This is a genomic window from Bacillus sp. SH7-1 (assembly GCF_008042405.1).
Lineage (GTDB): Bacteria > Bacillota > Bacilli > Bacillales > Bacillaceae_G > Bacillus_A > Bacillus_A thuringiensis_N.
The window spans coordinates 29,094-43,915 of sequence record NZ_QNUD01000046.1; the positions used below are offsets into that span (position 1 = coordinate 29,094).

The following is a 14,822-nucleotide window of genomic DNA, read 5'->3' on the forward strand; positions in this document are numbered from 1 at the left end:
ATTAAATAGAAATTACTTCAAGGAGGAATTCCATGTCTTTATTCACACATTTTAATGACCAAGGGCGCGCGAAAATGGTTGATATAAGCGACAAAAAAGCAACCGTTCGAACAGCAATTGCGTGCTCTAGCATTGTCGTTACAAAAGAAATTTACGATAAAATCTCTCACAATGAAATCGGGAAAGGTGACGTATTAGCAGTTGCACAAATCGCAGGTATTATGGCTGCGAAACGTACTTCTGATATTATCCCAATGTGCCATCCTTTATTATTAAAAGGTGTTGACGTTTCTTTCGATTGGAAACAATCCGAAGAACAATACCGATTACTTATTGAAGTAAAAGTTAAAACAGAAGGTAGCACCGGTGTTGAAATGGAAGCTTTAACAGCTGCTTCCGCTACCGCTCTTACCGTGTACGATATGTGTAAAGCTGTTGATAAAGGTATGATTATTGGCGAAACGTACTTACTTGAAAAAACAGGTGGAAAAAGTGGAGATTATGCGAGAAAGTCTTAATCCTCTCTCTGTTGAATCTAAAGGGTTTCCCTTTAGGTTCAACCTATATATCTTGCATATAAACGTTTTGCTACATTTATATCATTCGTCCCATGAATAAACGCCCTGCCATCTGTAAATAAAACAAAACGAAATTCCTCTACCGGAAATGATAATAAATACGGAGTAGCTTTTACATCCACACTTCTTTGTAAGCGCTTTTTAATTTCTTCTAATTTAAATTCATTCCGCACACCTGGACGGATTTGTACTGTATTTCGGCCACATAACACTTCTGTTTTCGTTTGTGCTTCAAATGTTAAACTCGGATATGTACGTAATCTTCCGCAAGATAAACATGTTTCTTTTTTCTGCCTATTCACTTTAAATGCCATCTGTTGATTATTCCAAAGATCAAACGATAGCATGGTTTCACGAAGTGCCCCAAAGTCTTCTACTAATATTTTCAGCGCTTCCGTTATTTGATGCGCAACTACTAATTGTACTGCCGGCTGTATAATGCCAGCCGTATCACATGTTGCCCCGCTCGCCGGATGCTCCATTAAACAGCGAAAACACGGTGTTTTTCCTGGTAAAATTGTATACGTTACCCCGTAACTTCCGACACAACCACCATATATCCACGGAATATTATACTTTTGTGAAATATCATTAATAAGAAGTCGCGTTTCAAAATTATCTGTCGCATCTAATATTAAATCTACACCATTCACTAGCTCTTCCATTTCTTGCACTGTTACATCAGTTACAACCGGATTTATTTCCACCTCAGAATTAATCGCTTTTAAATGCTCTGCCGCTGCTACCGCCTTCGGTTTATACTGCTTTGCGTCTTCTTCTGTATATAATTGTTGTCTTTGTAAATTGCTCCATTCTACATAATCACGATCAGCAATTGTTATTTTTCCAACCCCTGCTCTAACAATCGCTTCTGCATTCGCTGCACCGAGAGCACCAGCACCAATAATAAGCACATGCTTCTCTCTAATTTTTCTCTGTCCTTCTTCTCCAACACCAGAAAATAATATTTGTCTCGAATATCGCTCCTGCATACGATATCCCCCTTTCTTATCCTCCTATATAAGACATTTCAATTTTCGGACGATTCTTCGCACTTTCTTCTGTCCGTTCATCCGAATACCTATCTTTTCTATTCATCCATACATCTTGTATAACGCTTATTAACTCATCATCCGAAAGATTTCCTCTAAGAAGTTTCCTTACATCCAATCCTTCTGTCGCAAATAAGCAAGTATAAAACTTTCCATCTGCCGAAATTCTCGCCCTCGTACAAGAGGAACAAAAAGACTCAGAAACAGAAGTAATAAAACCGACTTCGACGTTTGTTCCAACGTAACGATATCGCTTCGCAACTTCACCGAAATAATGTGCTTCAGCTGGCTCAAGTGGATACACGCTATGAATCATCTCAATTAACTCCTGCTTTGTAACAACTTGATCAAAGTTCCATCCATTTGTACTACCAACATCCATAAACTCAATAAACCTAAGCGTGATTCCTTGCTCTTTAAAATATGTAGCCATCGGAAGTACTTGATGAGCGTTCATCCCTTTTTTCACAACCATGTTTACCTTTACGTCAAGACCGGCCTCTTTTGCAGCCATAATTCCCTTTATAACAGGTTTCGTATTGATATTCCGGCCATTAATATCCTTAAATACATCGTCATCTATTGCATCCAAACTAACATTTACTCTATGTAATCCAGCTTCTTTTAATGCTTTTGCTTGTTTCGTTAAATGAATCGCATTTGTCGTTAACCCTATATCTACTAATCCATCAATTTTCACGAGACGTGCAATAAGCTTTGTTAAATCTTTACGAAGTAGTGGCTCGCCACCAGTAAGTCTAATTTTTCGTACACCGATACTAACAAATAGTTTTGCTAAACGCTCAATTTCATCAAACGTTAGTAAAAACTCATCTTTCAAAAAAGCATAATCTGGCCCAAAAACTTCCGCTGGCATACAATATGTACATCTAAAATTGCAACGATCAATGACAGATATGCGCAAATCTTGAAGTGGGCGTCCAAAAAAATCTGTAACCATCTCCTGCATCGCCACCCTCCCTTTCTGCCAAATTTCTCTCTTTTCATTCTATTATAATATATTTTCGAACTGCGATGTTTTTGCTCATGTGAATAAAGTAAAACTTTCCTAATCAATGAGACTACATACAAATAAGGAGATAAAAAACCTTGAAGCATAAAAGCCCCAAGGTTTTCTTCTTATTAACTTAATCTAATAATCGTAAGAGTCGCTCCTGGCGTTGCCGTAGATAATGTAGCTACTGCAACTACTCCAAATAATTGTAAGCTAACAGCAGCTCCAGCAGGCAAGTTAGCAATTATTGTTGCGCTAAATGAGCCAGTAGCCACTGTCGGGGCGTTTATCGTTCCCGCAAGCGGACTGCCATTTACAGTTATACGAGAACTTACAACTAATCCTGCCGTTAAATTAATTGTATACGCTATATAATAGTTCCCTGCATTCGCAACTGTAAATACGGTGTTTCCTCCACTGACGGTAATTCCTGGGCCAATATTTTGATTGTTCGGTAATGGCACATTCGTACCACCTAATAAAACGGAAATAGCGGTTCCTGATGTATTATTTGCAAATGAGTACGTTGCAGTTGTACTAACTCCAGTCGCCCCGGTCGCTCCAGTGGCTCCAGCTCCGGTTGGACCTGTATCTCCAGTTGGACCTTGTGAACCGGTTGCTCCTGTAGCCCCCGTTGGACCTTGGATTCCTTGCGGGCTCCTTGGGGACCTGTCGCTCCGGTTGCTCCTGTTGCTCCCGTTGAACCTTGGATTCCTTGCGGGCCTTGAATTCCTTGGGGGCCTTGAATTCCTTGGGGACCTGTCGCTCCGGTTGTTTGGTTCCCCATGCCCATTAATTCCTTGGGGGCCTTGAATTCCTTGGGGACCTGTCGCTCCGGTTGCTCCTGTAGCCCCCGTTGGACCTTGAATTCCTTGCGGGCCTTGAATTCCTTGGGGGCCTTGTGGTCCGGTCGGACCTATGTCACCTTGCGGACCTTGGATTCCTTGTGGGCCTTGTGCTCCTGTTGCCCCCGTCGCTCCTTGGATTCCTTGCGGACCTTGTGGACCTTGAATTCCTTGGGGGCCGGTTGGACCTATGTCGCCTTGTGGGCCTTGAATTCCTTGTGGACCTTGTGCTCCTGTTGCCCCCGTTACTCCTTGGATTCCTTGCAGACCTTGAATACCCTGTGGACCGGTTGGACCTATCTCTCCTTGCACACCTTGGATTCCTTGCGGACCCTGTAAACCCGTCACTCCGGTTGCTCCCGTTTCTCCTGTCGCTCCTGTCACTCCAGTTGAGCCTGTCGCCCCGGTATCTCCTGTTACTCCTGTCGCACCTGTTGCTCCTGTCGGACCAGGTGGTCCACCTGATGGACCTGTCACTCCTGCCGGACCTGATGGCCCCGTTGGGCCGGTCGGTCCTGCTGGTCCTCCTGACGGGCCTGTCACCCCTGTTGGACCGGTTACTCCTGTTGGACCGGTCGATCCTTCTCCCGTCGCTCCGGTTGCTCCCGTTTCTCCTGTTGCTCCCGTCGGACCTTGTATACCTTGAATCCCTTGTGGTCCTTGCACTCCTTGTGCCCCTGTTGCTCCTTGAATCCCTTGTATACCTTGCACTCCTTGTGCGCCCATCGGACCTGTTGGACCAATCGCCCCTTGTATACCTTGCACTCCTTGGGGCCCCTCTGGACCTGTTGCTCCTATTTCCCCTTGTATACCTTGAATTCCAGTTGCTCCTTGTGCTCCTGTTGCTCCCGTTATCCCTTGCACACCTTGTATTCCCTGTATTCCTTGTGGACCTTGTGGGCCTGTTGCTCCTACCGGTCCTTGAATGCCTTGTATTCCTTGAGGACCCTCTGGACCCGTTGCTCCAACTGGCCCTGGCACACCTTGTATTCCTTGCGGGCCCTGAAGTCCCTCTGGGCCTTCTGGACCTGTTGGACCTATCTCTCCTTGTATCCCTTGGATTCCAGTTGGACCTTGTGGCCCAGTCGGACCTATGTCACCTCGCGGACCTTGGATTCCCTGTGGGCCTTGTGCTCCTGTTACCCCTGTCGCTCCTTGGATTCCTTGAGAACCTTGTGGGCCTTGAATTCCTTGTGGGCCTGTTGGACCTATGTCGCCTTGTGGGCCTTGAATCCCTTGCGGACCTTGATCTCCAGTGGCCCCCGTTACTCCTTGAATTCCTTGGGGACCTTGAACACCTTGGGGACCCGTCGGACCTATCTCTCCCTGCACACCTTGGATTCCTTGTGGACCTTGCAAACCCGTCACTCCGGTTGCTCCCGTTTCTCCTGTCGCTCCTGTCACTCCAGTTGAGCCTGTCGCCCCAGTATCCCCTGTTACTCCTGTCGAACCAGTTGCTCCTGTCGGGCCAGGTGGTCCACCCGATGGACCAGTCACTCCCGCCGGACCTGATGGCCCCGTTGGGCCGGTCGGTCCTGCTGGTCCTCCAGATGGGCCTGTTACCCCTGTCGGACCAGTTACTCCTGTTGGGCCTGTAGTGCCTTCCCCTGTCACCCCAGTTGCTCCCGTATCTCCTGTTGCACCCGTCGGACCTTGAATTCCTTGTATTCCTTGAGCACCTTGCACTCCTTGTGCACCTGTTGGGCCTTGAATCCCTTGTATTCCTTGCACTCCTTGTGCGCCCATTGGACCTGTTGGACCAATCGCCCCTTGAGCACCTTGCACTCCTTGGGGACCCTCTGGACCCGTTGCTCCTATTTCCCCTTGTATACCTTGAATTCCAGTTGCTCCTTGTACTCCTGTTGCTCCCGTTATCCCTTGCACACCTTGAATTCCCTGAATTCCTTGGGGACCTTGTGAGCCTGTTGCTCCTACCGGTCCTTGAATGCCTTGTATCCCCTGTATCCCCTCTGGACCCGTCGCTCCAACTGGCCCTGGCACACCTTGTATTCCTTGCGGGCCCTGAAGTCCCTCTGGGCCTTCTGGACCTGTTGGTCCTATCTCACCCATCGGACCTTGTATCCCTTGAACTCCCTGTAGACCTGTTGCTCCTGATGGCCCTGGTACTCCTTGTATTCCTTGTGGACCTTGATCTCCTGTGGCCCCTGTTTCCCCTTGAGGCCCTATAGCCCCCTGTATCCCTTGCGGACCTTGATCTCCTGTTGCTCCCGTTATCCCTTGAATACCTTGAACTCCTTGAATTCCTTGTTCACCAGTTATTCCTGTCGGACCAGGAATACCTTGAATTCCTTGCGGACCTTCTGGACCTGTTGGCCCAATTGGCCCTTGAATACCTTGTATTCCTTGCAAGCCCTGTGCTCCCGTGCTTCCAGTCGGACCTGTACTTCCCGTTGCTCCTGTTACCCCTGTACTTCCTGTAGCCCCAGTACTTCCCGTTGCTCCAGTCGCACCTGTACTTCCACTCGGTCCGCCACCCGGACCTGTCGCACCAGTTGGCCCTGTCGGACCAGGAGGTCCTCCAGATGGTCCAGTTATTCCAGTTGGACCTGTTATTCCCTGACCAGTCGCTCCGGTTGCTCCTGTATTTCCACTCGGTCCTTGTGGTCCTTGTGGTCCTTGTATCCCTTGTGCTCCTTGTATTCCTTGTGGACCGGTTGCTCCTTGTACTCCTTGCACTCCTTGAATTCCTTGAGATCCCTCAGGTCCCGTCGCTCCAATTGGCCCCTGTAATCCCTGTATCCCTTGTATACCTTGTGCCCCAGTCGCTCCGGTTGGACCAATCGGGCCTTGTAACCCTTGCACACCTTGAGGTCCTGTCGCTCCAGTTTCTCCTTGTGGCCCTCTTAATCCTTGTGGCCCCTGCTGTCCTTCTGGTCCCGTTGCACCTATTGGTCCAACCGGTCCTTGTATCCCTTGCACACCTTGAGGTCCTGTCGGGCCCATCTCCCCCATCGGACCTTGGAATCCCCTTGGTCCTTGTGGGCCAGTCGGGCCTTGCGGACCGGTTGGACCAGTAATTCCAATACCAGTAAATCCCGTTGGAACAGGAGGAAAGGTGGGTCCAATAAGATTTGGTGAAATTCTGAAATTAGAGTTTAATGAATTTTGTTTATCGCGCTCTTTCACACTTTCACCACCTACACACCATCTTTTTTTACTTTTAACAAACCTCTTCTTCTTAATATGTATTTGCAAAAATAATCTCAAAGACTATTTTTATTTTAAATAATAAAAACTCCCTTAATTTCTTAAGGGAGTCCAGCAATTGAATCCATATTATCTGTATTAGGGACAGCTTGTGCTATACCCGATGTGTTTACACTTTGCCCCATGTTTGTTCCTGGTACAGTACCAGCAGGAGTACCTCTTGTATATGTTGTCGTCACCGAATCTCCTGGCTGTAAACAAAGCTTCGTCTCCGTCCCTATTACTGTAACAACATCAATCCAAGTACACCCCATTGAACCACTATACGATTTCGTAGCAGTAAATGAAGTATCACTCAAATTATCACCAGTAAATATATTCCCAGTGTTATTCACAATAACAAACTCTTTTATATGAGCAGGCATAATTACACTCTACCTTTCCTCTATGAACCTAATGTACGTGTACTCGTTGCTAATGGCGGAAGAAACACTGATGTTCTAATTACCGCTTCTGGTTGTCTTTTCCCATTTAAAAAAATAGCCGCACTCGACCCTCCAGCACCTGCATATATTTTTGCTACAGCTAAAGGTGAGATATCATAACAATCGCCGACATTAACAGCCCCTGTATTATTCATAATTTTTACTTTCCGCAAGTTAATCCCCATTTACCTATCCCCCTTTTGTACACTGTATGCAAAAGAAAAAAACTTGAAACAGACTCGTTCCAAGTTTTTAACTATTAACTATTTCGTTTCACCTTCATATTGAAGCATTCCGCCAACCATATTTACTGTTTTAAATCCTTGTTCATTTAAATAATGGCATACATTTTCACTGCGCATTCCCGAACGACAAATAAAGATATATTCATTCTCTTTATCAAAGAAATCTACTTTATTTGGGATATCGCCCATTTTAATATGTACAGCTTCTGGAATCTTTCCTGCTGCTACTTCTTCATCTTCTCTTACGTCTACTAAAAATAACGTTTCTCCATTTTCTAAACGCTCTTGCACTTCTTCTGTTGTAATTGTTTTAACTTCTGTCATATGTCGTTCCTCCTTATATACAATAAAACCTTTAGTTTCTTCTTTAAATAATCATTCCTCATCAATTTTAGCATGCGAAAGAAAGAACGCAAAGAACTGAGAATTTATTTCTCAATTTTCTCGCAAAACTTATTCTTTACAAACATAACTCGTGCATTGTATCCTCAATATACTTGTTTTATGAAAGGAGCCAATGAAAATGACACTTTTTCTTTTCATTACGGGCATCATTTTCTTAATCGCTGCAATTATTGCTCTTAGTATGAAAAATAATAAAAAGATAAAATCGCCACAAGAAATATCATTTTTATTTCTATTACTTAGTATAGCTTTCTTCGGTATAGCAATTGCCACATATATTTTCCGCCTACAAATCATGTAAAAAAAGGTGCCTACTACATACATTGCACCTTTTTCACATCATTTATTTTCTATACAAAACTAGACATTTTCCGATTTAAAAACTCATAAACTTTCTTTTCAAATAAATGAATATCAAACGCTCCCGCCATATGCCCATTTATACTTTCTATCTCATATACTTCCGCATACTTTCCTTGTTTTTGCAACATGTCTACCATTTTATAATTATAACGTGACGGCTGAAGCAAATCTTGTTTACACGGAATCATAAGTACATTTGCTTCTATATTAGACAGTGCCTCTTCTAAAGACGAAAATCCATGCGCAATATCATGTAATAAAACTGCTTTCGCAGTGTACATCCATGAATTTGCATCTACTAAATCTATACTTCTATTTGTCACTTTGTTAATTTCTTTCTCAAATGATGTTAATGCAGAAAATGTTTCATAAGGTTCTTTCTCTATACTATTACGAGGAAATGTCGTTTTATAAAAATGCTCATCAAACGCGTTCATAAACATCATTCTATTTGCTAAATGAAGCCCCTTCATTGGCTGCACTTCTCCATATTTTCCGCCCTTCCAACTTGGATCCAGTTGAATAGCCTCAATTGCGTTTTGCGCTACATTTACCGATGTAATAATTGGATTTTGCGGATTCGTAATCACACCAATCATCCGCTCTACCATATGAGGATAATGAACAGCCCATTGCTGCGCAATCATCCCGCCAGCTGACGGTCCCATTACAGCATGTAGCCTTGCGATTCCCATATCTTTTATTAACTCATATTGCATACGAGCTACATCAAGAAATGTAAAAACCGGAAAGTCCATCACATATTCATCTCCAGTTTTTGGATTAATCGATTTCGGTCCCGTTGTAATTACATAAGGGTTCTTCACCTGCACATTACAAAGATTATCAGTACATATAACAAAGTATTTATTTGTATCAATTGCTTTTCCCGGTCCAATTAAACTATCCCACCAACCAGACTCCTCATCATGCGCTGTATATTTTCCTGCTGCGTGACTAGTTGCACTAAAATAATGACAAACCAAAATCGTATTTGATCTTTCTCTATTTAAAGTACCATACGTCTCATACCCCATTTGAACAGGAATTGTCCTACCATTTTCAAATGTAAACTCCTTTAAAGCAAACTTCTCTTTTTTTACAAATTGCACAGACTCGCCCTCTTCTCGTCATAGTATGTACTGCTTACTAAAGGATTTTTTCTATGCAAACCAATCTCCTCCTTCTTTTCATAAATAAATGAATAATATACAAAATTAGCCACAAAATAGCACTATATTACAAAATCAAAGAGGGCATACATATGATTTGGAATTGGCTACGTAAGAAAAAAAAATCAAATACAAAAGAGAAAAACGAAACAGGTAACTCAGAGCAACACCCTAACAATCAAGAGGATGATAGCAAACAACAGACTAGAAGTATGAAACATAATAAAGATAGCAATGGCGAGCAAAAAAAAGAGGAGCACAAGGAGTCTTCCCAATATAAGCAGCAAAACAAATCGAATCAGAATCAGCAACAAAGTGCTAAACAAGACGAATCTTCTCAAGAGCAACAGCAGCATTCTAAGCAAGACAACTCGGAGCAAGATCAACAGCAACATTCTAAGCAAGACAAATCGATCAACAACAACACTCTAAGCAAAACAACTCGGAGCAGAATCAGCAACAAAGTGCTAAACAAGACGAATCTTATCAAGGGCAACAACAGCAACAACAGCATTCTAAGCAAGACAAATCAGAGCAAGATCAACAACAACACTCTAAGCAAAACAACTCGGAGCAGAATCAGCAACAAAGTGCTAAACAAAACGAATCTTCTCAAGGGCAACAGCAACACTCTAAGAAAGACGACTCGGATCAGAATCAACAACAACACTCTAAACAAAACAACTCGGATCTGGATCAGCAACAAGACTCTAAGCAAGACGAATCTTCTCAAGGGCAACAGCAACACTCTAAAGGTAATAGTATTTATGATTTTACAAAACCAGAAAAAGACCGTATTCATTCTCTACAAAATTTAATAGAGAAGCTGAAAAAGTCTAGTGATTTTGTTAATTACCATACATCTGACGATGAAACGATGCCTTATTGGATTTCTTACTATCGTCCTTCACTTGATGGTGAGAAATTGCAAAAGTACTTAATGCCTACTCTTTTGGAACGACCTAAGGCTTCACTAGAAGAACTGAAAGAACATATTCCGATGAGCGGCATTACAATTACGAACGATTTACAAAAAATTGAGGACATGGTTTTAAAGGGGCATGCGATTGTTCAAGTAAATCAACAAGATCAAAAATGTATGCTCGCAAATATCGCAATTGATAATTATCGTGCGCCAACTCCTCCTTTAAACGAATCGACCGTTATAGGTCCTCAGGAAGGTTTCGTAGAGGATATTGATACAAATATTAATTTAGTTCGAAAACGTCTTCCTGTTTTAGATTTACAAACAAAAGAGATGATTATCGGCGAGTTTTCAAAAACAAAAGTTGTCATGATGTATTTAGACAACCTTGCTGAAAAAGATAATGTAGATTTTCTCGAGGAATCATTACGTGCTCTTGAATATGATCAAATTAATGATAGTGCTTATATACAAGAATTAATGGGTGAAAAGTCGATTTTCCCTCTCTATATCAATACAGAACGCACTGATAGAGTTACAAAAGCACTAATAGATGGAAAAATCGCTATTTTTGTTGATGGTTCTCCAAGTGTTTTACTAACACCTGTATCCTATTTCGATTTTTTCATTTCACCAGAAGACTACAACGTCTCTTGGCTATACGCTACATTTTCAAGGATTTTACGCCTTATCGCCGTTCTATTCTCGATATGCGCAACACCGTTATACGTTGCAGTTTTAAATTATCATTATGAACTCATTCCGAGTGATTTACTTGAAACTTTAATTTTATCAAGGGCACAAGTACCATTCCCGCCTTTAATTGAAGCACTCTTTTTAGAACTCGCAATCGATTTACTTAGAGAAGCTGGGGCGAGGTTACCGATGAAAGTTGGTCAAACACTCGGTATTGTAGGAGGTATCGTAATCGGGCAAGCATCTGTACAAGCTGGTTTAACGAGTAATATTTTATTAATTATCGTTGCCTTATCAGCACTCGCTTCCTTTATTACACCTATTTATAAAATGGGTAATGCTGTTCGATTACTACGTTTTCCATTTCTTATCTTCGCGGAAATAGGAGGTCTCTTTGGGATTTCTCTTGGGTTTATCTTTTTATTTACTCATCTATTTAGACTTACTTCTTTACGCAAGCCGTACGCTTTGTTTTATCCGACAAGACAACAATCCGTTAAGGACTCTTGGATTCGTTTTCCTTTAACAATGATTGATACAAGAGATGTACAAGCAAGACCACAACATGTAAAAAAATCAGCAAAAGGAATTTCAACAAAACATCGATCGGACTTTGATGATTAAGAAATGAGGTGCATTGATGAGTAAAGTTCAAGAAAAATATCAAATATCTCCTGTCTTTGTTTTCTTCTTAATTCACGGTGCACAGTTTGGAGCTGGCGTTCTCGGCTTCGCTCGAATTATTGCAAAGGCTGCTGGATACGACGGCTGGATGGGAGTTGTAATCACAGGACTCTGTATCCATATTCTTATATGGATGATGTATGTCTTATTAAAAGAAACAAATGGAAACTTAATTGATTTACATCGACAAACGTTTGGCAAGTGGCTAGGAAACGGAATTAATATCATCTTTATGGCTTATTTTTTAATCGTCAGTATTTCCGTCATTCGAACATATGTTGAAATCATTCAAGTATGGATGTTTCCTACCGCTTCAACTTGGATGTTAACACTCTTTTTATGCTTAGTTAGCTACTACATTATTTCGTCCGGTTTTCGGGTCATTACTGGTATTTGTGTCATCTCTGTTGGTGGTACATTTGGGTATTTATTTTTGAGCCTATTTGTTTTGAAATACTCTCATTGGGATAATTTACTCCCTATATTCACACATTCTATTTCAGATATTTTAAAATCCGCTCAACTGTCAATCTACAGTATGACCGGTTTTGAGATTTATCTCATGGTTTATCCGTTTGTAAAAAAGCCTATGCAGTCTCATAAATTTGCTCAATACGGAGCACTATTTTCAAATCTTCTATATTTATTTAGTACCCTTTTAGCCTTTTCTTTTTTTAGCGAAAAACAATTGTTAAAAACGATATGGTCACAACTTTCTATGACTCAAGTCATTCAATTACCATTTATAGAAAGGCTCGAATATATTGCAATTTCTGCTTATGCACTCGTTATTATTTCAAGTTTTATCCTTCCCTTATGGGCGGCAATGAGAGGCACTCACGAAATATTCCGTGTAAAACAACGAGGTATTTTAATTGCTTTTTTCTTTATCACTCTTATTGTTTCACAACTTTTAACAAACAGGCACGATATTAACAATTTTATTAGTAATGCATCAAAAGTTAGTTTTTGGCTCATTTATGTATACATCCCAATTCTATTTATTATTGTGTGGGTGAAAAGAAAATGGAAAAAATCAAAAGCACAAGCAAATTAATACTTATTTCTTGTATAACATTTTTCAGTCTAACTGGATGTTTACAAAAAAATATTATCGATGATGTACAACTGATTCAAGGAACCGTATTTGACGTTGCAAAAGATAATAAAGTAAAAGTGACATTCGTTTGTCCCATTCAGAAAAAAGGAAATAAAGTTCAAGTTTTTGAAGGAACTGCAAATGCAGTAAAACAAGTAAAAGCAGACACATCGTTAGAGTCTTCTCAACCTTTTGCTAGTGGACAAATGCGTATCGCTCTATATACGATAAGACTTGCGAAAACAGGAATGTCTACTTCATTCGACACATTACTTCGAGATGTAAACATAGGGAACGCTTTATATGTTGCTTTATTAGAGGGGAATGGTACTGAACTTTTAAAAGGTAAATATTCGACTTCATACAACGTTGCAATTTATATGAAAAAATTGCTAGAACATAATATGGAGACCGGTCCTTTACCAATGGATAATCTGCATGTAGGAGCATTCCGTTATTATCAAGAAGGGCAAGACTACTATATTCCCATTCTGAAGAAACATGGTGATAAAATAAAAATCAACGGAATTGGCCTTTTTAAAAAGGATAAATATATCGGTAAAATTGCGGAAAAAGATATGTTCATATTTAAAGGATTGTTAGAGAAACATAAATTAGATTCACATGAATTTAAAACAGACTCTGCGTACGTAATGATTAATAATATTCGTTCTGTTCCAACTTACGATATAAAAATTAAAAACGGGAAGCCTTCCTTTTTCATTCACGTTCGTCTTGATGCACGTATTCAAGAACTATCAAAACAAATTAACTTAGAAAATAACAAGAACACAAAAAACATTGAAAAAGATGTCCAAAAACAATTAGATAAACAAGCTGCTAAGTTAATTAAGCAACTTAAATCTTTAGGCGTCGATCCTCTCGGGTTAGGTGCAAAGTATAAGCAACATTATCGCCCATTCAAATTAGAAGAATGGAGACAAATGTATAAAGATGTTCCGGTTCATATAAAATACACCGTAAATATTACAAATTCTGGTGTAATTGAATGAGAAATGATTGAACTCCTCTCTCCAGCATGATACAACGGAAAGAGGAGTTTTTATTTTAGATAGAGAGAGAAGATATTTATGGGGGAGCTTATGTCTAAAAAATTAGTAAAGCCTATTTTAAATGGTATTTTATTTCTCGGCGTCTTTTTATTTGCTCATACATACTTAAAAAATGTTTCCTTCACACGTTATTTACTTGTCGTTATACCAATGTTGCTCGTTGGTATGTTTGGCATCGACCTTATTTTATCCATTTTAATAAAAGAAGAAAAATAACGAGCAGGGCCGTCCCAAAATTATTCTGGGATGGCTTTCTTTTATGAATAGGTTATGTTATGTTTTACCGTTAAATCGATATAACCTTTTACTATCACTATCTTAACTAAAAGATAAAACTTTTAGACAGTCCCTTTTCATTTCATAATCACCCTATGTTACAATGAGATTCGGACAAAGCGAGAAAGGATGAAACAACATGACAAACGAAAAAGGTTTAGATAAAGGGTACGAACTTGTTGCGAAAATGCATGAAGTATTCGGACATCCTGTGACAAATACTCCAACAAAATTAACAGAAGAACGTGCAAAAATCCGTGCTAGCTTTATGCAAGAAGAGCTAGAAGAATTTCTAGAAGCAACGACTGTTGAAGATCAATATGATGCACTAATTGACCTTATTTACTTTGCATTCGGCACGTTTGCCGAAATGGGCGTACGTCCTGATAAAGGATTTGAAATTGTAAATAACGCAAACATGGCAAAGCTATTCCCTGATGGAAAACCTCGCTTCCGCGAAGGCGACGGCAAAATTCTAAAACCAGAAGGCTGGCAAGCTCCAGAGCCACAACTTCGTGCTGAAATCGAACGCCAGCGCCAAGAAGCTGAAAAAAACTGCTAGGATTTCCTAGCAGTTTTTTATTATGTCTTTTTTTCTGCCAATCATTAATGACCCACGTGTCCCGCATGTCCTGCTGCTCCACTAATACTAGCCGCTCCCGCTGCTGCCCCTGCTCCTCCTGTTCCCATTCCACCTGTCCAAGGAGAAGATTGTTGTTGGTATTGTTGATATTGTTGATA

Annotated in this window: 12 protein-coding genes and 2 pseudogenes; 7 read left to right on the plus strand and 7 right to left on the minus strand. The window is 40.9% G+C overall.

The features are described 5' to 3' along the window. Positions 1-32: 32 nt before the first annotated feature. Complete coding sequence (gene moaC, locus DN390_RS27420) at positions 33-518, plus strand: cyclic pyranopterin monophosphate synthase MoaC (RefSeq protein WP_147809008.1); 486 nt, start codon at positions 33-35, stop codon at positions 516-518. A gap of 38 nt (positions 519-556) precedes the next feature. Here moaC and DN390_RS27425 read toward each other — a convergent pair whose 3' ends face one another. The 6 genes and pseudogenes from DN390_RS27425 to DN390_RS27455 form a co-directional block, all read right to left on the minus strand. Next, the gene (locus DN390_RS27425; RefSeq protein ID WP_147809009.1) at positions 557-1,570 is read right to left on the minus strand and encodes a molybdopterin-synthase adenylyltransferase MoeB; all 1,014 of its coding nucleotides are present in this window, start codon (positions 1,568-1,570) and stop codon (positions 557-559) included. Between the two features lie 16 nt (positions 1,571-1,586). Next, a complete protein-coding gene (moaA, locus tag DN390_RS27430; protein ID WP_098289059.1) occupies positions 1,587-2,600 on the minus strand; it encodes a GTP 3',8-cyclase MoaA in 1,014 nt (337 codons plus the stop codon). A gap of 173 nt (positions 2,601-2,773) precedes the next feature. Then, positions 2,774-6,637 (minus strand): annotated as a pseudogene (locus tag DN390_RS27440) (BclA-related collagen-like exosporium protein). A 122-nt stretch (positions 6,638-6,759) separates the two neighbouring features. Beyond that, positions 6,760-7,083, minus strand: coding sequence for a hypothetical protein (locus DN390_RS27445; protein ID WP_097950397.1), 324 nt, complete (start codon positions 7,081-7,083; stop codon positions 6,760-6,762). Between the two features lie 20 nt (positions 7,084-7,103). Continuing rightward, positions 7,104-7,328, minus strand: coding sequence for a spore germination protein (locus DN390_RS27450; RefSeq protein WP_000512467.1), 225 nt, complete (start codon positions 7,326-7,328; stop codon positions 7,104-7,106). A gap of 78 nt (positions 7,329-7,406) precedes the next feature. After that, positions 7,407-7,712 carry a rhodanese-like domain-containing protein gene (locus DN390_RS27455; protein ID WP_000141212.1) on the minus strand — a complete coding sequence of 102 codons (306 nt, stop codon included), beginning with the start codon at positions 7,710-7,712 and terminating at the stop codon, positions 7,407-7,409. A gap of 199 nt (positions 7,713-7,911) precedes the next feature. On the opposite strand from DN390_RS27455, the gene DN390_RS27460 reads away from it, so the two are divergent. Further along, entirely contained in the window at positions 7,912-8,094 is a 183-nt protein-coding gene (locus DN390_RS27460; protein WP_016085879.1) for a hypothetical protein, read from the plus strand. 49 nt (positions 8,095-8,143) lie between these two features. Here DN390_RS27460 and DN390_RS27465 read toward each other — a convergent pair whose 3' ends face one another. Then, complete coding sequence (locus tag DN390_RS27465) at positions 8,144-9,268, minus strand: homoserine O-acetyltransferase family protein (protein WP_147809011.1); 1,125 nt, start codon at positions 9,266-9,268, stop codon at positions 8,144-8,146. 152 nt (positions 9,269-9,420) lie between these two features. Here DN390_RS27465 and DN390_RS27470 point away from each other — a divergent pair. From DN390_RS27470 to DN390_RS27490, 5 genes and pseudogenes are all read left to right on the plus strand, one after another. After that, positions 9,421-11,573: pseudogene (locus DN390_RS27470) on the plus strand (spore germination protein). A gap of 16 nt (positions 11,574-11,589) precedes the next feature. Next, complete coding sequence (locus DN390_RS27475) at positions 11,590-12,690, plus strand: spore germination protein (RefSeq protein ID WP_147809012.1); 1,101 nt, start codon at positions 11,590-11,592, stop codon at positions 12,688-12,690. Continuing rightward, the gene (gene gerHC, locus DN390_RS27480) at positions 12,660-13,745 is read left to right on the plus strand and encodes a spore germination protein GerHC (RefSeq protein ID WP_147809013.1); all 1,086 of its coding nucleotides are present in this window, start codon (positions 12,660-12,662) and stop codon (positions 13,743-13,745) included. Before DN390_RS27475 ends, gerHC begins: the two co-directional genes overlap by 31 nt. A gap of 90 nt (positions 13,746-13,835) precedes the next feature. Beyond that, positions 13,836-14,021 (plus strand): hypothetical protein, encoded by a 186-nt coding sequence (locus DN390_RS27485; protein WP_000038782.1) that lies wholly within the window; start codon positions 13,836-13,838, stop codon positions 14,019-14,021. A 199-nt stretch (positions 14,022-14,220) separates the two neighbouring features. Further along, complete coding sequence (locus DN390_RS27490) at positions 14,221-14,643, plus strand: pyrophosphohydrolase domain-containing protein (RefSeq protein WP_000180554.1); 423 nt, start codon at positions 14,221-14,223, stop codon at positions 14,641-14,643. Positions 14,644-14,822 lie beyond the last annotated feature (179 nt).

Bases quoted from the DNA above. Each gene is read 5' to 3' on its own strand.
- DN390_RS27450 (WP_000512467.1), bottom strand. From the start codon at position 7,328: ATGGGGATTAACTTGCGGAAAGTAAAAATTATGAATAATACAGGGGCT.
- moaC (WP_147809008.1), top strand. From the start codon at position 33: ATGTCTTTATTCACACATTTTAATGACCAAGGGCGCGCGAAAATGGTT.
- DN390_RS27445 (WP_097950397.1), bottom strand. From the start codon at position 7,083: ATGCCTGCTCATATAAAAGAGTTTGTTATTGTGAATAACACTGGGAAT.
- DN390_RS27475 (WP_147809012.1), top strand. From the start codon at position 11,590: ATGAGTAAAGTTCAAGAAAAATATCAAATATCTCCTGTCTTTGTTTTC.
- DN390_RS27490 (WP_000180554.1), top strand. From the start codon at position 14,221: ATGACAAACGAAAAAGGTTTAGATAAAGGGTACGAACTTGTTGCGAAA.
- gerHC (WP_147809013.1), top strand. From the start codon at position 12,660: ATGGAAAAAATCAAAAGCACAAGCAAATTAATACTTATTTCTTGTATA.
- DN390_RS27455 (WP_000141212.1), bottom strand. From the start codon at position 7,712: ATGACAGAAGTTAAAACAATTACAACAGAAGAAGTGCAAGAGCGTTTA.
- DN390_RS27425 (WP_147809009.1), bottom strand. From the start codon at position 1,570: ATGCAGGAGCGATATTCGAGACAAATATTATTTTCTGGTGTTGGAGAA.
- DN390_RS27485 (WP_000038782.1), top strand. From the start codon at position 13,836: ATGTCTAAAAAATTAGTAAAGCCTATTTTAAATGGTATTTTATTTCTC.
- moaA (WP_098289059.1), bottom strand. From the start codon at position 2,600: ATGCAGGAGATGGTTACAGATTTTTTTGGACGCCCACTTCAAGATTTG.
- DN390_RS27460 (WP_016085879.1), top strand. From the start codon at position 7,912: ATGACACTTTTTCTTTTCATTACGGGCATCATTTTCTTAATCGCTGCA.